The sequence below is a fragment of the Actinophytocola sp. genome, assembly GCF_035762905.1.
Taxonomy (GTDB): Bacteria; Actinomycetota; Actinomycetes; order Mycobacteriales; family Pseudonocardiaceae; genus DASYTH01.
In genome coordinates, this window is the sequence record NZ_DASUCC010000146.1 from 130,222 (window position 1) to 148,645 (window position 18,424).

Below are 18,424 nucleotides of genomic sequence, written 5' to 3' on the forward strand. Positions count from 1 at the left end.
AGGCCATGGTGGAGGTGGTGATCGCGGGCGGTGGCGTGGCCGGGCTGGCCACGGCGCTGGCCCTTGCCGGCGACGGCCACCGGGTGGTGGTGCTGGAACGCGGCGACCCGCCGCCGGCGGGCCCGCCGGGTCCGGCCGGTGAGCGTTGGGACCGGCCGGCGGTGCCGCAGGCCCGGCACGCGCACACGCTGACCTCGCTGGGCGTCGGCGTGCTGCGCGAGCACGCCCCCGGACTGCTGGCGGAACTGCACCGGGCGGGCGCGCACCCGTTGGACCTGACCCGGGCGATGCCACCCGACCCGCGCGGCCGGGCGCCCGGCGACGCCGACCTGGTGGCGCTGGCCTGCCGGCGCAGCACCTTCGACGTGGTGCTGCACCGGCACGTACGGGCCCACCCCGGGGTCGAGATCCGGCAGCACACCCGGGTTCTCGGCCTGGCGACCGACGACGGCGGGGTCACCGGGGTGTGCACCGACTCCGGCGGGGTGGTGCCGGCCGACCTGGTGATCGACGCGACCGGGCGGCGCGCCCTCGGCCGGCGCTGGCTGCGCGACCTCGGAATCGACCTGCCCGCCGACCGGTCCGGCCCGACCTCGACCCGCGCCCATACCCGGTTCTACCGGCGCACCGGCGGCGCGGCGCCGCTCAACCGGGGCAACGCCGCCGGGGTGCTGGCCGATCACTACGCGGGCGTGCTGCATCCCGGCGACGGGGACACGTTCTCCGTGTCGCTCGGTGTGCTGCCCGGCGACCGGGCGCTGCGGCTGGCCGAGCCCGGGGCGTTCGACGCGACCGCCCGGATCACGCCGTTCGTGGCGGACTGGATGCACCGGGCCGAGCCGGTCTCCGGCGTCCGGGTGATCAGCACCCCGCCGAACACACTGTCCGCGCTGGCCACCACGCCCCCGCCGGTTCCCGGTCTGCTCCCGGTGGGCGACGCGGCCTGCGTCACCGACCCGTTGTTCGGCCGGGGCCTGTCGCTGGCCCTCGCACACGCGTTCCGGCTGGCCGAGCTGCTCCGCGCGCATCCCGGGTGCGGGGCCGGACTGGGCCGGGCGGCGGCCCGGGCCGCGGCCGCGCTGTTCGACCCCTGGTACCGGCAGGCGCAGGCGGAGTCGCTGGACCGGATCGGTCGCTGGCGCGCGGCAGTGGCCGGCGAACCGGTGCGCACCGGCCGGATCAGCCCGCTGCGGGCGGCCAGTGCGGTCGCCGGCCGGGACCCGGTCGTCTGGCGCGCGGTCACCCGGGTGCTGATGGGACTGCGTACCCCGGAGGAGACCTTCGCCGATCGGGATCTCGCCGACCGGGTCGCGGCCGCGGGACCACCCCCGCCGGTTCCGGGTCTGCCGAGCCGGGCCGGGCTGCTGGCCGCCACCGCGCGGGAGGGAGGTGCCCGTGTCCTCGCCGCAGGCGACCGGTGCTGACGCGCAGGCGACCGGCGCTGACGCGCAGGCGACCGGCGCTGACGCGCGGGCGACCGGCGCTGAGGCGTCGGTCCGCGACCCGGCCGTCCCGGCCACCGGGCGGCCTCGGGTGCTGCTCGCCCCGGTGACGATCACCCCGACCAAGCCGCTCACTCCCAGCCATCTCAAGGGCCTGTTCTGGACCGACGTGGCGCTGCGGGCCAGCCGACCGCTCGCCGAGGTGACCCACCGCAGCAGCCATACCGCCTTCGACGCCTGCGAGCAGACGCTGGGGTTCTGGGAGTACCTCGATCGCACGGTCGGCGACGTGGACTACTCCGGGCTGTCCGGCGACGTGATCGGCGAGCTGTACATGCGGTTCCGGGCCGCGGGCGAACGCGCGCCGTTCCACGCCTGTCTGCCTTACCTGGAGGCGATCGAGCGGCACGGCTGGGTGCACCCGGCCAGCGCCCGGCTGCTCGAGCTGTGGGCCGGGCAGTACCACCGGCTCGGCCTGCACGACCCGGGCCTGACCGCGCACCAGCCGCCCCGCATCGGGCTGGCCGAGATGATCGACCGGCTGCGGCGCCTCGGCATGTGCCTGGACCTGCGCGCCGACGGCGGACCGGTGTTCCTCGACGCCACCCGCGACGGCATCCCGCTGCGGCAGATCATCGCCGCGGACGGGCGGCCGAACTACCTCGCCTGCGCGCTGCGCGACCTGTTACCCCTTGCGCCCGAGCACGACGAGGTGGTGCTGCTGCACGACCGGGACCTGGAGCCGGACTACCTGCTGCTGCACCGGGTGCTGGCCGGGCTCGGCCCGCGGGTGCACCGGATCACGCTCGGCCGGGTGCCCATCGACGGCCGGGTCACCTCGGCCCGGCACGGCGGCTGGCAGCAGCACGGCGCCGAGGCGCTGCTGGACGAGTTCGGCGACCGGCACGACCCGGCGGCGCTGCGGCTGGGCCTGCGGCTGTACTTCATCGCCGTGCTCGGTCCCGGGGACCACGACTCGTTTCGGCCCGAGCTGCTCGACCGGTACCTGGCCAAGGCCCGGCGGCTGCTGGACGCCGCGCCCGACGCCGGGTGGTCCGCGGTGCGCGACGGGCTGGACGCGCACCGCGGCGCCGGAGCGGCGCACGTCGACCCGTACCGGCTCACCGCCGGCCTGCTCAACCGGCGCCGGGCCGCGCCGGCCCGGGAACTGCTCACGGAGGTCTACACATGACGCTCACCCAGCGCCTGTTACACGACCACGCCGCCCGGCGGATCATCCGGGCTCGACCGGAGCTGGCCCAGGTCCGCGATCTGTCCACAGTGGACGGCCTGACCGCGGTCCAGCAGGACGCCGGCGACGAGGACACCGCGGTGGTCGCCGTGGTGCGTCGGTTCGACCTGGTGTCCTGGGTCCGCGGCACGGTCGCGTTCGCCGCCGGGCTGAACCGGCGCCGCGCGCAGGAGTGGCGCCGCGCGTTCACCCGGACCGTGTTCCTGGCCGGCAACCCGGCCAACCTGACCACCCGGTTCGACTTCGCGCACGTCGCGGAGACCGGCGCGATGGCCTGGACCGCACCCGCATCGGCCGCCGCGCACCGCCCGCTGCGCCGGCTGCTGCGCACCTTCCCCGGCACCCGCGATCTCACCCTGGGCGGCGACGTGGTGATCGACCTGCCGGGTGAGCCGCCCGCCGAGCCGATGCGGCGGGTGCTGCACCTGGCCGGCTCCGGCCTGACCGTGGCGGGCGCCCTTGTGCACCTCGGCCACCTGCTCGTGGAGGCCGTGCTGGACGGCGCCATCTCCCCCGGCGACCGGCTGACCGTGCGCCAACTTCCCCGGCTGGTCGGCGTTCCCGGCCCGTTCGACGCGCTGCGGGTCGGCGTCGACCCGGCCGATCCGGATCGGCTGCACGCCCTGATGAGCGTGTCAAGGGAGGCCGGCGATGACTGAGCTGCGGTTGGGCTTTCACGGCTCGGACCGGCTGCCGAAGGCCATCGTGCGAACCGCGGGGCTGGCCCCGAACGAGGTCGAGCTGGTCCAGTACGACGTGCGCGACCCGTTCACGCCGCTGCGCACGGGCCGGCTGGACGTGATGATCACCAAGTTCGACCACCGCGAACCCGGGTTGTGCTACGGCGCCCCGCTGGCCGTCGACCCGCGGGCGGTGCTCGTCGGCGCCGGCCACCCGCTGGCCGGCCGGGCCGCGGTGTCGGTGGAGGACGTCGCCGAGTACGCGTGTTTCGACCGGCCGGGCGACCTGCCGGCCGAGGTCTGGGACGAGGTCGTCCCGCCGGTCACCCCGCGGGGCCGGCCGATCCGCCGGGACTTCGAGCTGACCACGGTCGCCGAGCTGATGCGGGTGGTCGCGGCCGGCGCCGCGGTGCACCTCACGGTGGCCTCGATCGCCGACGTCGCCCCGCCGGCCGTGCGGGTGCTGCCGGTGCCGGACCTGCCGCCGGCCCGGGTACAGCTGACCCACCTGCCCGACCCACCCGACCGGGTCCGCGCCTTCCTCGCCGCCAGCAGCCCGGTGGTGCCGGCATGACACCCCTTGTGCCCACCTCACGTCGCCGCCGCGCGCGGAGCGTGTTTGAGCCACGTGGCCCGCAACCGCAGCCAAGGGGAACGGGACGCGACCCAGCCACCGGAAACAACCGAATTCGACGCTACCGACCAAACGTGACCACAGGAGTTAATTCCGGAGAGGCGGAAGGGCCGACATGACGACGCCTGTGGTGTTGCTGCACGCGCTGGCCGCCGACCCGGGCATGTGGGCGGCGCAGCACGGCGAGCTGACCGCGGCCGGGCATCCCGTGGTGGCCCCGGATCTGTACCGGCTCGCCGAACGGAGCCCGGGCCCGCCGCAGCTCGATGCCCTGGCCGCCGAACTGGTCGCCGCCCTCGACCGCGCCGGCCTGGACCGGGTGCTGCTGGCCGGCTGCTCGCTCGGCGGCTACCTGGCCATGGCGGTGCTGCGCAAGGCGCCCGAGCGGGTGGCCGGGCTGGCCCTGCTCGGCACCCGGGCGGCCGGCGACGACCCGGCGGCCCGGCTGGCCCGGCTCGCCTTCGCCGAGCGGATCACCAACCCGGCCGAGGCCCGGCTGCTCACCGATCGCATGGTTCCCCGGCTGCTCGGCGCCACCACCCGGGCGGACAAGCCGGAGGTCCTGGCCCGGGTCGCGGCGGTCGCCCGGCTGGTGCCCGGCCCGGACATCGCCTGGGCGCAGCGGGCCATCGCCGGCCGCGCCCCTGGCTACGACGTGCTCACCCGGTTCACCGGGCCGGCCATGGTGCTGGCCGGCACCGAGGACGAGCTGGTGCCGCTCGCCGAGGCCCGGCGGACGGCCCGGGTGCTGCAACAGGGCACGCTGCGGCTGGTGCCCGGGGCCGGTCATCTGCTGCCGCTGGAGGCCCCCCGGGTGATCACCTCCGCGCTGCGCTCGCTGCTCGACCGCATCCGGACTCCCCAAAGGCAGCCCGGATGACAGCCCTCGGGTCAACCTCAACTCGCCGCCGCGCCCGGACCATGTTCGAGCCGCGTTGCTGCCAACCGCACCTAAGGGGAACGGGACGCGACCCAGCCACAGGCACGCGCCGAACTCGACGGCCCCGACCCAACGTGACCACAGGAGTTAATTCCGGGGAGGCGGACGAGCATGATGACCGACCACGCGACTTGGGGGTTCACCGCGTCGACCGGACTGGCGTTCTCCCGCGCCGACATCGTCGACGCCCACTTCGACGCCTGCCGGGACACCTATCTGGACCTGCTCTGCCGGGTCGGCATCCGGACCGGCTGGCACATCCTGGACGCCGGCTGCGGCCCCGGCGGGTACCTGCCCCACCTCGCCGCGCTGGTCGGGCCCCGGGGCGCGGTGTCCGCCGTTGACCTCGCCCCGGAGAACGTCGTGGCCGCCGACGCCCGCGACACCGGCGCCCGGGTGCGGCAGGGCGACCTGACCGAGCTGCCCTATGCCGACGACAGCTTCGACGTCGCCTGGTGCGCCAACGCCGTGCAGTACCTGGACGACGAGCGGCTCCGTCGGGCGCTGGCCGAGCTGCGCCGGGTGGTGCGGCCCGGCGGGCTGGTGGCGGTGAAGGACCTCGACGCGAGCACGGTCACCGCCCGGCCCGGCCCGCCGTTCCTGTTCGTCGACTTCTTCCGGGCCGCGGCCGGCACCTCCGGCTACGCCCGCCAACTGCTCCGCACCCGCGGCCTGTACCAGTTCCTGCGCGCCGCCGGCCTCAGCGACGTCCGCCAGCACTGCGTCCTGTCCGAGCACTACGCCCCGTTCACCCCGGCCGAACGCGCCTACTACGGCCAGGCCTGCGCCCGGGTGGCCGCCAAGGCCGGCGCCGACCCGCGCTGGCGCCCGTTCCTGGACCCGGATCACCCGGACCATCCACTCAACGCCCCGGACGGCTACCTCTGCGAGGGCAACGTGCTCGCCGTCGGCACCGTGCCCTGACCGGTCAGCCGCGCAGCTCCGGGAAGTCGTCGTCCCGGTACTCACCGTCCACTGTGGACGACGGGTCGGCGTGCAGCTCGTGCTCCCGGCCGCGCAGCTCCACCCGGCGGATCTTGCCGGAGATCGTCTTGGGCAGGTCGGCGAACTCCAGGCGGCGGATCCGCTTGTAGGGAGCCAGGTTCTCCCGGGCGAAGGCGAGGATCGACCGGGCGGTGCCGGCGTCGGCCGGGTGTCCGGCGGCCAGCACCACGTAGGCCTTGGGCACCGCGAGACGCACCGGGTCCGGTGACGGCACCACGGCCGCCTCGGCCACCGCCTCGTGCTCGATCAGCACGCTTTCCAGCTCGAACGGGGAGATCCGGTAGTCGGAGGCCTTGAACACGTCATCGGACCGGCCCACATAGGTGATGTAGCCGTCGGCGTCCCGGGAGCCCACGTCGCCGGTGTGGTAGTACCCGTCCCGCATCGCCTCGGCGGTGCGCGCCTCGTCGTCGGCGTAGCCCACCATCAGGCCGACCGGCGGTGCGCTCAGGTCGATGCAGATCTCGCCCTCGTCGCCCGGCGCGCCGGTGGCCGGGTCGACCAGCGCGATGGTGAACCCGGGCAGCGCCCGGCCCATCGAGCCCGGCTTCACCGGCTGCCCTGGGGTGTTCGCCACCTGCAGCGTGGTCTCGGTCTGCCCGAAGCCGTCCCGGATCGTCACGCCCCAGGCCGCGCCGATCCGCTCGATCACCTCGGGGTTGAGCGGCTCGCCGGCACCGACCGCCTTGGCCGGCGGGGTCCGCAGCCGGCTCAGGTCGGACTGGATCAGCATCCGCCACACCGTTGGCGGAGCACAGAAACTGGTCACCCCGCACCGGTCCATCACGGACATCAGCGCGGTGGCGTCGAACCGGGTGTAGTTGTGGATGAACACCGTCGCCTCGGCGTTCCACGGCGCGAACACGTTGCTCCACGCGTGTTTCGCCCAACCCGGCGAGGAGATGTTCAGGTGCACGTCGCCCGGCGCCAGCCCGATCCAGTACATCGTGGACAGATGGCCGATCGGATACGACACGTGCGTGTGCAGAACCAGTTTCGGTCGCGCCGTGGTGCCCGAGGTGAAGTACAGCAGCAGCGGATCGGTCGCCGCGGTCGGGCCGTCCGGTTCGAACCCGTCCGGCGCACCGTCGGCGTCGGCGTAGTCCAGCCAGCCGGCGACCGGCCCGCCGACCGCGATCCTGGTGTAGTCACCGGGAACGTCGCCGAACTTCGGCGCGCACGTCGCGGTCACCACCACGTGCCGGGCCCGGCCCCGGTCCACCCGGTCCCGCAGGTCCGTGGCGCCGAGCAGGGTGGACGCCGGGATGATCACCGCACCGAGCTTCATCGCGGCCAGGATCGTCTCCCACAGCTCGCCCTGGTTGCCCAGCATCAGAATCAGCCGGTCGCCGCGGGCCACGCCGTGCCCGCGCAGCCAGTTCGCCACCCGGTCGGACCGGGCGGACAGCTCGGCGAAGGTCCACCTCCGCTCGGTGCCGTCCTCCTCGACGATCCACAGCGCCGGCCGGCTCGCGGTCGGCTCCGCGGCGGCCACCACGTCGAACCAGTCGAGCGCCCAGTTGAAGCGCTCCGGCCGCGGCCAGGAGAACCCGGAGTAGGCGGCCTGGTAGTCCTCCTGATGCGCGACCAGGAAGTCCCGGGCCGCCCGGAACGGCGCTGTCACGGCGGTCAGCCTAACCCCCGGCAACCGCTCAGGGTCATCCCCGAGCGGATCCAGGGAAAGATCCGGATCCCGGTTCGGCGCCCATGGTCCAGCCTTCAGGTGACCTACCAGACGAGAGATCGACAGCTGGGGCAGCCAGACCGGAGGGGACGATGGAAAAGCCGATGTTGACCGTGCGGATCGCCAGATGGAGCGCGGAACATCCATGGCGCGCGATCGGCGCCTGGGTCCTGTTCATGATGCTCAGCCTGACGCTGGGGAACGTGCTCGGCACCAAGACGGCCGACTTCGACGACAACCCCAAGGGGGAGATGGCCACCTACCAGAGCATCGTCGACGAGTCCGGATTCTCCCGCCCGGCGACCGAGAACGTGCTGATCACCGCGCGGGACGGCGACCTGGACGCGGGGCGGGCGACGGCCGCGGCGGGCGACGTGCGGACGGCCATGTCCGGACTGTCCGGCGTCGGCGCGGTCAGCGAGCCGGTGCCGTCACCGAAGGGCACCGCGGTGCTGGTCAACGTGGAGTTGGCCGGGGACCGGGAGACCGCGGAGGAACGGGTGCGGCCGCTGCTGGACACCACCGCGTCGGTGCAACAGCGCTACCCGGACCTGCGGATCGAACAGGTCGGCGGGGCGTCGCTGAACAGCGCGCTGTCCGAGACGATGGGCCAGGACTTCCAGAAGGCCGAGCTGATCAGCGTCCCGGTCGCGCTGGTGATCATGCTGGTGGTGTTCGGCGCGCTGATCGCCGCCGGGGTTCCGGTGCTGCTCGCGGTCTCCGCGGTGGGCACCGCGCTCGGTCTGTCGGCGCTGGCCTCCCACCTGGTTCCGGCCACCGACAACACCTCGAGCATGATCCTGCTGATCGGCATGGCGGTCGGCGTGGACTACTCGCTGTTCTACATCCGGCGGGAGCGGGAGGAGCGGGCCAAGGGCGCCGGGCACCTGGATGCCGTCGAGATCGCCGCGGCCACCTCGGGCCACGCCATCGTGGTCTCCGGGATCGCCGTTGCGGTGGCCATGGCCGGCATGTTCGTGCTGAACGACGTCGTGTTCTCGTCGATCGCCATCGGCACGATCCTGGTGGTGCTGGCCGCGATGATCGGCTCGATCACCGTGCTGCCCGCGCTGCTGGCCAAGCTCGGCCGGTGGATCGACAAGCCGCGGATCCCGTTGCTGTGGCGGCTGTCCGCGCGCACCGACGGCGAGTCGAAGTTCTGGCGGACGGTGCTGCGGCCGAGCCTGCGCCGCCCCGGCATCACCCTGGCCGTGTCCGCGGTGGCCATCGGCGCGCTGGCCGTCCCGGCGTTCAACATGAACCTCAACGCTCCGTCCGAGGTGGACCTGCCCCGGTCGATCCCGATCATGCAGGGGTACGACCGGATGATCGAGGCGTTCCCGAGCACCGGCGCCACACACGCGATCGCCGTGCGGGTGCCGGCCGGGTCTACCGCCGCCGGGCGGGCCGCCGTGGACGACCTGCTGGCCCGGTTGGCCGCCGACGACGACTTCGCCCACGACCGGGCGCCCCGGGTCGACGAGGCGGCCGGTGGCCGGATCTTCCTGGTGTCGGCCGGCATCCCGGACAGCGCCGCCAGCCCGGAGGCCGACCAGTCGCTGGCCAAGCTGCGCACCGAGTTGCTGCCGCGGACGGTCGGCACGGTGGCCGGCGCGGAGTGGGCGGTCAGCGGGGAGACCGCCGGGTCCAACGACTTCATCGACCAGATGAACGCCGGGCTGCCCTGGGTGATCGGGTTCGTGCTGCTGCTGACCTTCCTGGTGATGCTGTGGGCGTTCCGGGCGCCGGTGATCGCGCTGTCCGCCATCCTGTTGAACCTGCTCTCCGCCGCGGCCGCCTACGGCGTGCTGGTGCTGGTCTTCCAGAACAGCTGGGCGGAGGGACTGCTCGGGTTCACCTCCAACGGCGGCATCACGGCGTGGCTGCCGGTGATCCTGTTCGTCACGCTGTTCGGGCTGTCCATGGACTACCACGTGTTCGTGCTCAGCCGGATCCGGGAGGCCGCGGCCGGCGGGGTGGACATCCGCACCGCGGTGGCAAACGGGATCACCCGGTCGGCCGGCGTGGTGACCAGCGCCGCCGTGGTCATGGTCGCCGTCTTCTCGATCTTCGCCACGCTCAGCGCGATCGACATGAAGCAGATGGGCGTCGGTCTGGCCACCGCCATCCTGATCGACGCGACGCTGATCAGGGCCATCATCCTGCCGGCCCTGATGGCCGTGCTCGGCCGGGCCAACTGGTGGACCCCGCGCTTCCTGCGCCGGCGCGGCGAAGCCGGTTCCGAGCCCGGGCGCGCCACCGAGCCGAGGCAGCTCGAACCGGTCGGCTGATCGGCGCAACGAGGACGGTGCCGCACACCCGAGGGGGGTGTGCGGCACCGGTTTCGGTTGCGGCTATTGACCGGTGAACGTCGGGGGCCGGCGCTCCAGGAAGGACTGGACGGCCTCGCCGAGATCCTTGCTCGGCAGGAAGGCGGCGTTCCAGGCGGCGACGTAGCGCAGACCGACGGCGACGGTGGGTTCGCGGGTGACGTTGAGCACGTCCTTGACGCCCTGCACCACGAGGGGGGCGTTGGCGGCGATGTCGGCGGCCAGCGCGCGGGCCGCGGCGAGGGTGGCCGGCTGGTCGTCGTAGACGTCGTTGACCAGGGCGATGCGCGCGGCACGCGCGGCGTCGATGTCCTTGCCGGTGAACGCGAGCTCGCGCAGGTGGCCCTCGCCGATGATCCCGGCCAGCCGCTGCAGGCTGCCGAGGTCGGCGACGATGGCCACCTTCACCTCGCGGACGCTGAACTTGGCGTCGGCGCTGGCCAGCCGGATGTCCGCGGCGGCGATCAGGTCCACGCCGCCGCCGACGCACCAGCCGCAGATCGCCGCCACCACCGGCTTTCGACAGGCCGCCACCGCGGTCACCGCGTCCTGCAGGGCGCGCAGCGAGTCCAGGAACCGGGTGCGCGGCGCGGCCAGCGCGGCGGGCGCCTCGGGGCCGCCGAGCAGCTCGCCCCAGGACGGCGCCATCGCCGGCAGGTCCAGGCCGTAGGAGAAGTTCGCGCCGCTGCCGGTGAGCACGACCGCACGGACCTCGGGGTCGGCGTCCAGCGCGCGGAACACCACCGGCAGCTCCCGCCAGAAGTCCGGTCCCATCGCGTTGCCCTTGCCGGGGCCGAGCAGGGTCACCTCGGCGACGTGATCAGACACGTCGACCTTGAGCGCCACCAGTTGGTTTAGAGCTGCGGTCATGCGGACATCCTGGCCCAGGCGCGGCCGCCGGACCAACGCGGCCACCACCGGACTCCGGCGAGTCCGGGGTGGCGCGCTACGGTCTCACGGTTCCTGTGGGCTAGGAGGGCACGGCATGGCACAGCAGAGCAGCACCACGCCGATCTTCGACCAGTTGCTTCGGGAGATGACCGAGGGACAGCGTCCGCCCGCCCAGCCCACGGCGGCCAGCGAGCCGGACCAGGCCGGCGAGGACCGCCCGGCCCCGCGCCGCCGGCACCGGGCGGAGTGATCACAGACCGGCGAACCGGCCGACGGCCACGGCGACCGCGACGGCCATGATCACCACGTTTTTCGCGATGTTGCGCGGTTCCCGCAGCCGGTAGTGCACGCCGATCGCCAGCAGCATGATCACCGCGAAGCCGACCGCCGCCAACGGCGTGAGCACCCGGGCGATCCCGGTCAGCCAGGGCAGGATGATTCCGGCCACCCCGAACAGCTCGCTGATCCCGGCCGTCCGCAGGTACGGCAGCGGCACGATCTTCGCGGCGGTCTGTCCGGTGCGCAGCATCTCCTCGATGCTCCACGTGGACTTGAAGAACCCGGAGACCAGGAAGATGGCGGCGAGCACGCCCTGACCGATCCACAATGCGACGTTCATTCGGATCTCCTCAGCTGTTGAAAACGGCTTCGGAGAAGGGACGGGCCGGCGGGGTGGAACGTGACTCAGGCCGGCCGCTTGGACTTGGGCAGCTTCGCCAGAATGGCGTCGTAGGAGCGGTCCACCAGCTCGCGCACCTCGTCGTCGGACACGGCGCCGCCGTGGTAGCGCACGCTGTTCCAGCCGTAGCGGCCGATGTAGTCGCTGATTCGCACGTCGTCCGGGTAGCGCTGGCGGTACTCGTCGGCTTCCGCCGCGGTGCGGCCGCACTTCACCCCGACCGAGTCGCCGTCCATCCCGATGAACGCGAACGCCTTGCCGCCGACCTTGGCCACCAGCTCCACGTCACCCCACGGGTAGCTCTCCTCGGCGCCCGGCTTGGCCAGGCAGTAGTCGATCAGATCGTCACGCCGCACGGCGCACACCCTAAGGCCCTCCGCGGCCCGGGACGACCAGACCCGACTCGTAGGCGGCGACCACGGCCTGGGTCCGGTCGCGCAGCCCGAGCTTGGCCAGCACCCGGCTGACGTGCGTCTTGACCGTCTCCTCGCTGACCACCAGCCGGCCGGCGATCTCCGGGTTGGACAGCCCCTCGGCGAGCAGCCGCAGCACGTCGGTCTCCCGCGGGGTCAGCGCGTCCAGCGCGACGGCGGCCCGCCCTGGTCGGGGCCGCTGCCGGGCGAACTCGGCGATCAGCCGCTTCGTGATCACCGGCGCCAGCAGGGCCTCCCCGGCCGCCACCACCCGGACCGCGTCGAACAGCCGCTCCGCGGTCACGTCCTTGAGCAGGAACCCGCTGGCCCCGGCGCTGAGCGCGTCGTAGACGTACTCGTCGAGATCGAACGTGGTCAGCATGAGGATCCGCGGCGCGCCGGCCCCCGCCGCGATCCGCCCGGTGGCCTCGATGCCGTCCATGACCGGCATCCGCACGTCCATCAGCACCACGTCCGGCCGGCGCTCGGTACAGATCCGCACCGCCGCAAGGCCGTCGGCCGCCGTGCCGACCACGGCGAAGTCCGCCTGGGTGGCCAGCAGCGCGCCGAACCCGGCCCGCACCACGTCCTGGTCGTCGGCGACCACGATCCGGATCCGGTTCATGGCTGGTCCGCCGTGACCGGGAGCACGACGTCGACCAGGAAGCCGCCGTGCGGACCCGGGCCGGTGGTCAGCGTGCCGCCGGCCGTCGCGGCCCGCTCGCGCATGCCGAGCAGGCCGTGCCCGCCGTCCGGTGCCGCGCCGGGCGGGGGGCCGGGACCGTTGTCCCGGACCCGCAGACGCAGCGCGTCCCGGGTGTAGTCCAGCTCGACGTCCACCGCGGCGCCGGGCGCGTGCCGCCGGGCGTTGGTCAGCGCCTCCTGCACGATCCGGAACGCGGCCAGCTCCACGCCGGGGTCGAGCGGTCCGACCCGGCCGCGCACGATCAGCCGGGTGCTGGTGCCTGCGGCCGCGCGCGCCTCGTCGATCAACCCGTTGAGCTCCTCCAACCCGGGCTGCGGGGACCGGTCCGGCTCGGCGCCCGCGTCCTCGCGGAGCACGCCGAGCAGCCGGCGCATCTCGGTGAGCGCGGCCCGGGCGGTGTCCCCGATGCCGGCCAGCCGCCGCTGCCCCTCGGCCGGCATGCCGGGTGTGGTCAGCCGGGCGGTCTCGGCCTGCACGGCGATCAGCGAGATGTGGTGGGCGACCACGTCGTGCAGCTCGCGGGCGATCCGGGCACGCTCACCCCGGGCCGCGTGCTCGAGCAACGTGTCCGCGATGGCCCGGCTCGAGCCGTGCCGGGCCCTGGCCTCGTCGGACCCGCGCAGGAAACCGCCGAGCAGGACGGCCCCGGTCAGCAGCGCGAGCAGCCCGATGCCGAGGAACCCGGGCAGGTTGATGGCCAGGATCACGAACGGCACCAGCAGCAGCGCGGCCGCGAGCCGGGATCCGTGCCGGGCGACGGAGTAGCCGACGATCAGTTCGGCCAGCACCCCGGCAACGGTCAGCCGCAGCCCGCCGGCCATGGTCAGCGCGTTGGCCAGGGTGATCGCCAGCGCGGCGACCCGCGGCTGGGTCCGGATCAGGGCGAGCGGCAGGGTGGCGCACAGGCCGAGCAGGAAACCGGTGGCCGGGTCGTCGACCTCGTCGGTCCCGGCGACCACCTCGGACATGGCGACCAGGCCGAGCCCGGCGGCGAGGCCGAGCGGCGCGTCGCGCGCGGCGGTGATCCGCTGCCAAACCCGCCGCGCGTGCGCCATCACGTAGCTCATTCTCTGTGCTGGAAACCGAAATGCATCCCTCGCGGGAGGGATCACAAGACCACACCGCGGCGGGACGACCGCCAACCCGCCGCCTCGTAGCGTCACCGCCATGGACGCGAGCATCGAGGTTCGCCAGCTGCGCAAGACCTACGGGCCGACGGTCGCCGTCGAGGGGCTGTCGTTCACCGTCGCCGCGGGTCAGGTCACCGGGTTCGTGGGACCCAACGGGGCCGGCAAGTCGACCACCATGCGGGTGATCCTCGGGCTGGACGCACCGGACGCGGGCAGCGCGCTGGTCGGTGGCCGCCCGTACCGGACGCTGCCCACCCCGCTGTGCGCGGTCGGCGCGCTGCTGGACGCCGGCGCGGTGCACCCCGGCCGGCGCGCCCGGGACCACCTGCTCTGGCTCGCGCACTACGCCGGCCTGCCGACCCGCCGGGTGGACGAGGTGCTCGAGCTGGTCGGCCTGGCCGGGGCGGCCCGGCGCCGGGCCGGCGGCTTCTCGCTCGGCATGCGGCAGCGGCTGGGGATCGCCGCCGCGCTGCTCGGCGACCCGCCGGTGCTGATGTTCGACGAGCCGGTCAACGGGCTGGACCCGGAGGGGATCGTGTGGATCCGGGGACTGCTGCGCGGGTTTGCCGAGCAGGGCCGGGCGGTGCTGGTCTCCAGTCATCTGATGGGGGAGCTGGAGGGCACGGCCGATCATCTCGTGGTGATCGGCCGGGGCCGCCTGATCGCCGACACCACCGTGCGCGACCTGGTTGCCGCCGCGTCCGGGGACCGGGTGGTGCTGCGCACGGCGGACCGGTCGGGCGCGATGTCGGTGCTGGCCAACGCCGGCGCGACGGTGGCGGCCACGGACCGGGACAGCCTTACGGTGAGCGGCCTGCCCGCCGAGCGGGTGGTCGCGGTGCTCACCGAACGGGGGTTGCCGTTCTCCGAGGTGAGCGCCCATCGGGCGACCCTCGAGGAGGCCTACATGGAGCTGACCAGGGACGCGGTCGAGTTCGGGGCGCCGGAGGTGCACTCATGAGGGAGTTCGGCCAGGTCTTGCGGGGCGAGTGGACCAAGTTCCGGTCGGTGCGCAGCACGGTGTGGTGCGTGCTGGCGGCGGTCGTGCTGACCGTGCTGCTGTCCAGCCTCGCCGCCTCGGCGACCAGCACCGACGCCAACACCGCGCCGCGGTTCGTCGACGAGTTCTCCTTCGTGCACCAGCCGCTGACCGGCGATGGCACGGTGACCGCCCGGGTGGCGAGCCTGGCCGGCGGGCACGAGTGGGCCAAGGCCGGCCTCATGATCAAGGACGGCGCCGCGCAGGGATCGCCGTACGCCGCGGTCATGGTCACCGCGCGGCACGGCGTTCGGCTGCAGTCCACATTCGACACCGACGTCGCCGGAAACGCCGGCACCGCACCGCGTTGGCTCCGGCTGACCAGGACCGGCTCGTCGGTCACCGGGTTCGAGTCGACGGACGGCCGGACCTGGCACGAGGTGGGCCGGCGCGACGTCGACCGGCTGCCCCGGGTCGCCGAGGTCGGGCTGTTCGTCGCCTCGCCGCTGGACGTGCAGACCCGCAAGACCGGCGCCGGCAGCAACGAGACCGCCATGATCCCCACCCGGAGCACCGCGGTCTTCGACCAGATCGCCGGCGACCAGCTCGACCCGGATGCCTGGCAGCGGACCGATGTCGCCCCGACCGTCGGACCGCGGCTCGGCGAGCCCGGCGATGCGGACGGGACCGGGCAGCGGTTCACCGTGACCGGCTCCGGTGACGTCGCCGGCTACGGGATCGAGAGCTGGATCCCGCCCGGCGACGACGACATGGTGCGCAACAGCCTTGGCGGGGTGCAGGTGGGGCTGATGGCCGTGATCGCCCTCGGCGTGCTGTTCGCGACCTCGGAGTACAAGACCGGCACCATCCGGGCCACGCTGACGGCGAGCCCGCGGCGCGGCCGGGTGCTGGCGGCCAAGGCGGTCGTGCTCGGCGGCGTGGTGTTCCTCGCCGGTCTGGTGGCGAGCGCCGCCGCATTCGTGATCGCACAGCCGGCCATGCGCGCCAACGGGTACACGCCACCCGCCTACCCTCATCTGTCCCTTGTGGACGGTCCGGTGCTGCGCGCGGTGGTCGGCACGGCGCTGTTCCTGGCCCTGCTGGCCGTGTTCAGCCTCGGCATCGGCGCGATCCGGCGGCGCACCGTGGGCGCGCTCATCCTGGTCGTGGTGCTGGTGGTGGTGCCGCAGATCGTCGGGCCGGTGGTGTCGCTGAACGCCGAGCTGTGGCTGGGCCGGCTCACCCCGGTGGCCGGGCTGGCGATCCAGCAGACCCGGGAGCGGTTCGACAGCGCGATCGCACCCTGGGCCGGGCTCGGCGTGCTGTCCGCCTACGCGGTGGGCGCCATGGTGTTCGCGATCGTCCGGCTGCGCGGGCGGGACGCATGAGGGGTGCCCTGCACGCCGAGTGGACCAAGCTCCGCACGGTGCCTAGCACGGGATGGCTGGTGCTCGCGGTCGCGGCCGGCACCGTGGCGGTCGGCGCGTTCTCCGTGTTCGGCCTCGGCACGGCGGCAGGCGCCGACCAGACCCGGCTCAGCCTGTCCGGCGCCTACCTCGGGCAGGTCGCGGTGGTGGCCCTGGCCGCGCTCGCCGTGACCACCGAGTACGACACCGGCATGATCCGCGGCACGCTGGCCGCGGCGCCGCGCCGGGGTCGGGTACTGGCCGGCAAGGCGTTCGCGGTGACCGCCGTGACGCTGTGCGCCGGGGCGCTGGGCGTTGCCGGGTCCTATCTCTGCGCCCGGCTCGCGTTCTCGCCCGGGCCGGCACTGATGTGGCGGCCGCATGCCGGAACGGTGCTCTACCTCGGGCTGATCGGACTGCTCACCCTGGGCCTGGCTTTGATCATCCGGCACACCGGCGGCACGATCACCGTGGTGCTGAGCCTGCTGTTCACGGTGCCCGCCACCGCCGCGCTGATCACCGACCCGGTCTGGCGCGAGCGGATCCTGCGGGTCGCCCCGATGACGGCGGGCCTGGCCATCCAGGCCACCACCGACCTCGACGCGCTGCCGATCGCGCCGTGGGCCGGGCTGGGCGTGCTGGCCGGGTACGCCGGTGGCGCGCTGGTGGTGGGCACGATGCTGTTCCTCCGCCGCGACGCCTAATCGATACCGGTGGATCGCGCGATTGACAACGCGGTGCGCCGGAGAGTCGGATGCGTTCATGCGCCTCGGACCGACCGTGTTGAGCTCCGTCCTGACCATGACCGCCGCGCTGCTGGTGGCCACGCCGGCCGCCACCGGGCAGCCGACCTGCGCCGCGCCGGTGCCCAGCCCGACCCAGCCGGGTTACACGATCGCCGACCCGAACTGCGATTTCGGGACCAGCACGCCGTTCGTGCCGCTCACCGACCCGGCCGGGCAGGCGATCTCCGAGGTGCACACCGGGATCGCGAACGGTGCGGCGTACCGGATCGAGGTGCCGAAGCGGAACTGGAACCGCGATCTCGTGCTGTGGGCGCACGGATTCCGCGGCAACGGTACGACCGTGTTCGTGGACAGCCCGTCGACCCGGCGGTTCTACATCGAGCGCGGCTTCGCCTGGGCGGCGTCGAGCTACCAGACCAACGGCTACGACGTCGGGCACGGAGTCACCGACTCGCACGCCCTGATCGACCTGTTCCGCACCGTGCGCGGCACCCGGGCGCGCGGCGTGTACATGACCGGCGCGTCCATGGGCGGCCACATCACGGCCGCCACGATCGAGCACTTCCGCGGCGACTTCGTCGGGGCGATGCCGTTCTGCGGCGTGCTCGGCGACAAGGAGCTGTTCGACTTCTTCCTGGACGCCAACGTGACCGCGGCGGCGCTGACCGCAACCACGATCCGGTTCCCGGCGACGGTCGAGGAGGGTCAGGCGTACGGGCCGGAGTACGCCCAGACGGTGCTCGGTGCGCTGCCGCAGCTGGGCACCGACTTCAACACGCCGGAGGTGCAACTGTCCGAGTTGGGCCGGACCTGGGCGGCCGCGGTGCAGCAGCGCAGCGGCGGGGTTCGGCCGGGCTTCGACTCGGCGATGACGTTCTGGAACTCGTTCGGTTTCGGCCAGCTGTCGAACATTCCGTTCCTGTTCGGGCTCTACCCCGGGCTGTCCGCCGGCACGGTCGGCATCGCCGGCGGCAACGTCACCGACAACCGGCACACCTTCTACCAGCTCGACGCGAACCCGCTGCCGTCCCGCGCGGAGTTGCGGCTCAACGCGTCCGCGCTGCGGGTGGCGGCGACCGCGGCGGCGAGCCGGGATCTGTCCGGAATCCCGCGCGTGGCCGGCGATCCGCGCATTCCGGTGCTGTCCCTGCACGGCATCGGCGACCTGTTCGTGCCGTTCTCGATGGAGCAGATCTACGCCGGGGAAACGTTGCTGCGCGGCCAGTCCCGGCTGTTCGTCTCCCGCGCCATCCGCGGCAACGCGCACTGCGGCTTCACCGCAGCCGAGCTCGAACGCGCCTTCACCGACCTGGTCGGCTGGGTCCGCACCGGACACCGACCGGGCGGCGACGACATCCTCAACCCGCGCGCGGTGGCCCGGCCCGACTTCGGCTGCCGGTTCACCGACGGCCCGCACCCGGAGTTCGTCGGCACCCCGTGTCCGTGACGGGCTGATTCTTGACGCCTCCCCCCGGAGGCGTCAGGATTCCGGCCCAAGCACGACGAT

18 protein-coding genes are annotated in these 18,424 nt (G+C 73.5%); 12 read left to right on the plus strand and 6 right to left on the minus strand.

Features of this window, described 5'->3' with window-relative positions:
- Positions 1-5: 5 nt before the first annotated feature.
- From VFV67_RS31840 to VFV67_RS31865, 6 genes are all read left to right on the plus strand, one after another.
- Positions 6-1,424: an NAD(P)/FAD-dependent oxidoreductase gene (locus tag VFV67_RS31840; RefSeq protein WP_326474398.1), complete on the plus strand. Its 1,419-nt coding sequence runs from the start codon at positions 6-8 to the stop codon at positions 1,422-1,424.
- Positions 1,396-2,634 (plus strand): hypothetical protein, encoded by a 1,239-nt coding sequence (locus VFV67_RS31845; RefSeq protein ID WP_326474399.1) that lies wholly within the window; start codon positions 1,396-1,398, stop codon positions 2,632-2,634. Before VFV67_RS31840 ends, VFV67_RS31845 begins: the two co-directional genes overlap by 29 nt.
- Positions 2,631-3,353: a DUF6182 family protein gene (locus VFV67_RS31850; protein WP_326474400.1), complete on the plus strand. Its 723-nt coding sequence runs from the start codon at positions 2,631-2,633 to the stop codon at positions 3,351-3,353. Before VFV67_RS31845 ends, VFV67_RS31850 begins: the two co-directional genes overlap by 4 nt.
- Positions 3,346-3,948: a substrate-binding domain-containing protein gene (locus VFV67_RS31855; protein WP_326474401.1), complete on the plus strand. Its 603-nt coding sequence runs from the start codon at positions 3,346-3,348 to the stop codon at positions 3,946-3,948. The genes VFV67_RS31850 and VFV67_RS31855 overlap by 8 nt, the downstream gene beginning before the upstream one ends.
- A 175-nt stretch (positions 3,949-4,123) precedes the next feature.
- A complete protein-coding gene (locus VFV67_RS31860) occupies positions 4,124-4,888 on the plus strand; it encodes an alpha/beta hydrolase (RefSeq protein WP_326474402.1) in 765 nt (254 codons plus the stop codon).
- Between the two features lie 171 nt (positions 4,889-5,059).
- The gene (locus VFV67_RS31865) at positions 5,060-5,872 is read left to right on the plus strand and encodes a class I SAM-dependent methyltransferase (RefSeq protein WP_326474403.1); all 813 of its coding nucleotides are present in this window, start codon (positions 5,060-5,062) and stop codon (positions 5,870-5,872) included.
- Between the two features lie 4 nt (positions 5,873-5,876).
- Here the strand turns inward: VFV67_RS31865 and VFV67_RS31870 are convergent, their stop codons facing one another.
- Complete coding sequence (locus tag VFV67_RS31870) at positions 5,877-7,577, minus strand: AMP-binding protein (protein WP_414636388.1); 1,701 nt, start codon at positions 7,575-7,577, stop codon at positions 5,877-5,879.
- Positions 7,578-7,729: 152 nt separating this feature from the next.
- On the opposite strand from VFV67_RS31870, the gene VFV67_RS31875 reads away from it, so the two are divergent.
- Positions 7,730-9,928 carry an MMPL family transporter gene (locus VFV67_RS31875; RefSeq protein WP_326474404.1) on the plus strand — a complete coding sequence of 733 codons (2,199 nt, stop codon included), beginning with the start codon at positions 7,730-7,732 and terminating at the stop codon, positions 9,926-9,928.
- Positions 9,929-9,991: 63 nt separating this feature from the next.
- Here VFV67_RS31875 and VFV67_RS31880 read toward each other — a convergent pair whose 3' ends face one another.
- Complete coding sequence (locus VFV67_RS31880; RefSeq protein WP_326474405.1) at positions 9,992-10,837, minus strand: crotonase/enoyl-CoA hydratase family protein; 846 nt, start codon at positions 10,835-10,837, stop codon at positions 9,992-9,994.
- 115 nt (positions 10,838-10,952) lie between these two features.
- Between VFV67_RS31880 and VFV67_RS31885 the strand changes: the two genes are divergently transcribed.
- Positions 10,953-11,108, plus strand: a complete 156-nt coding sequence (locus tag VFV67_RS31885; RefSeq protein WP_326474406.1) for a hypothetical protein — start codon at positions 10,953-10,955, stop codon at positions 11,106-11,108.
- Here the strand turns inward: VFV67_RS31885 and VFV67_RS31890 are convergent, their stop codons facing one another.
- The 4 genes from VFV67_RS31890 to VFV67_RS31905 all read right to left on the minus strand — a co-directional run bounded on the left by VFV67_RS31890 (position 11,109) and on the right by VFV67_RS31905 (position 13,723).
- Positions 11,109-11,477, minus strand: a complete 369-nt coding sequence (locus VFV67_RS31890) for a DoxX family protein (protein WP_326474407.1) — start codon at positions 11,475-11,477, stop codon at positions 11,109-11,111. It abuts the gene before it with no gap.
- Between the two features lie 65 nt (positions 11,478-11,542).
- Complete coding sequence (locus VFV67_RS31895) at positions 11,543-11,893, minus strand: MmcQ/YjbR family DNA-binding protein (RefSeq protein WP_326474408.1); 351 nt, start codon at positions 11,891-11,893, stop codon at positions 11,543-11,545.
- Between the two features lie 10 nt (positions 11,894-11,903).
- Positions 11,904-12,575 carry a response regulator transcription factor gene (locus VFV67_RS31900; protein ID WP_326474409.1) on the minus strand — a complete coding sequence of 224 codons (672 nt, stop codon included), beginning with the start codon at positions 12,573-12,575 and terminating at the stop codon, positions 11,904-11,906.
- A complete protein-coding gene (locus VFV67_RS31905; RefSeq protein ID WP_326474410.1) occupies positions 12,572-13,723 on the minus strand; it encodes a sensor histidine kinase in 1,152 nt (383 codons plus the stop codon). The genes VFV67_RS31900 and VFV67_RS31905 overlap by 4 nt, the downstream gene beginning before the upstream one ends.
- Before the next feature lie 100 nt (positions 13,724-13,823).
- On the opposite strand from VFV67_RS31905, the gene VFV67_RS31910 reads away from it, so the two are divergent.
- From VFV67_RS31910 to VFV67_RS31925, 4 genes are read left to right on the plus strand one after another with little or no spacing between them, the layout of a single operon-like run.
- On the plus strand, positions 13,824-14,747 hold the full coding sequence (locus VFV67_RS31910) for an ABC transporter ATP-binding protein (RefSeq protein ID WP_326474411.1): 924 nt from the start codon (positions 13,824-13,826) through the stop codon (positions 14,745-14,747).
- Positions 14,744-16,153, plus strand: coding sequence for an ABC transporter permease subunit (locus VFV67_RS31915; RefSeq protein WP_326474412.1), 1,410 nt, complete (start codon positions 14,744-14,746; stop codon positions 16,151-16,153). Before VFV67_RS31910 ends, VFV67_RS31915 begins: the two co-directional genes overlap by 4 nt.
- Positions 16,154-16,191: 38 nt before the next feature.
- Entirely contained in the window at positions 16,192-16,875 is a 684-nt protein-coding gene (locus tag VFV67_RS31920) for an ABC transporter permease (protein WP_326474413.1), read from the plus strand.
- 58 nt (positions 16,876-16,933) lie between these two features.
- On the plus strand, positions 16,934-18,364 hold the full coding sequence (locus VFV67_RS31925) for a hypothetical protein (protein WP_326474414.1): 1,431 nt from the start codon (positions 16,934-16,936) through the stop codon (positions 18,362-18,364).
- The last annotated feature ends 60 nt before the right edge of the window (positions 18,365-18,424 follow it).

What these genes read in the sequence shown, in the direction of transcription:
- VFV67_RS31840 (WP_326474398.1), top strand. Translation starts at nt 6, where the DNA reads ATGGTGGAGGTGGTGATCGCGGGCGGTGGCGTGGCCGGGCTGGCCACG.
- VFV67_RS31850 (WP_326474400.1), top strand. Translation starts at nt 2,631, where the DNA reads ATGACGCTCACCCAGCGCCTGTTACACGACCACGCCGCCCGGCGGATC.
- VFV67_RS31855 (WP_326474401.1), top strand. Translation starts at nt 3,346, where the DNA reads ATGACTGAGCTGCGGTTGGGCTTTCACGGCTCGGACCGGCTGCCGAAG.
- VFV67_RS31860 (WP_326474402.1), top strand. Translation starts at nt 4,124, where the DNA reads ATGACGACGCCTGTGGTGTTGCTGCACGCGCTGGCCGCCGACCCGGGC.
- VFV67_RS31865 (WP_326474403.1), top strand. Translation starts at nt 5,060, where the DNA reads ATGATGACCGACCACGCGACTTGGGGGTTCACCGCGTCGACCGGACTG.
- VFV67_RS31875 (WP_326474404.1), top strand. Translation starts at nt 7,730, where the DNA reads ATGGAAAAGCCGATGTTGACCGTGCGGATCGCCAGATGGAGCGCGGAA.
- VFV67_RS31880 (WP_326474405.1), bottom strand. Translation starts at nt 10,837, where the DNA reads ATGACCGCAGCTCTAAACCAACTGGTGGCGCTCAAGGTCGACGTGTCT.
- VFV67_RS31885 (WP_326474406.1), top strand. Translation starts at nt 10,953, where the DNA reads ATGGCACAGCAGAGCAGCACCACGCCGATCTTCGACCAGTTGCTTCGG.
- VFV67_RS31890 (WP_326474407.1), bottom strand. Translation starts at nt 11,477, where the DNA reads ATGAACGTCGCATTGTGGATCGGTCAGGGCGTGCTCGCCGCCATCTTC.
- VFV67_RS31900 (WP_326474409.1), bottom strand. Translation starts at nt 12,575, where the DNA reads ATGAACCGGATCCGGATCGTGGTCGCCGACGACCAGGACGTGGTGCGG.
- VFV67_RS31905 (WP_326474410.1), bottom strand. Translation starts at nt 13,723, where the DNA reads ATGAGCTACGTGATGGCGCACGCGCGGCGGGTTTGGCAGCGGATCACC.
- VFV67_RS31910 (WP_326474411.1), top strand. Translation starts at nt 13,824, where the DNA reads ATGGACGCGAGCATCGAGGTTCGCCAGCTGCGCAAGACCTACGGGCCG.
- VFV67_RS31915 (WP_326474412.1), top strand. Translation starts at nt 14,744, where the DNA reads ATGAGGGAGTTCGGCCAGGTCTTGCGGGGCGAGTGGACCAAGTTCCGG.
- VFV67_RS31925 (WP_326474414.1), top strand. Translation starts at nt 16,934, where the DNA reads ATGCGCCTCGGACCGACCGTGTTGAGCTCCGTCCTGACCATGACCGCC.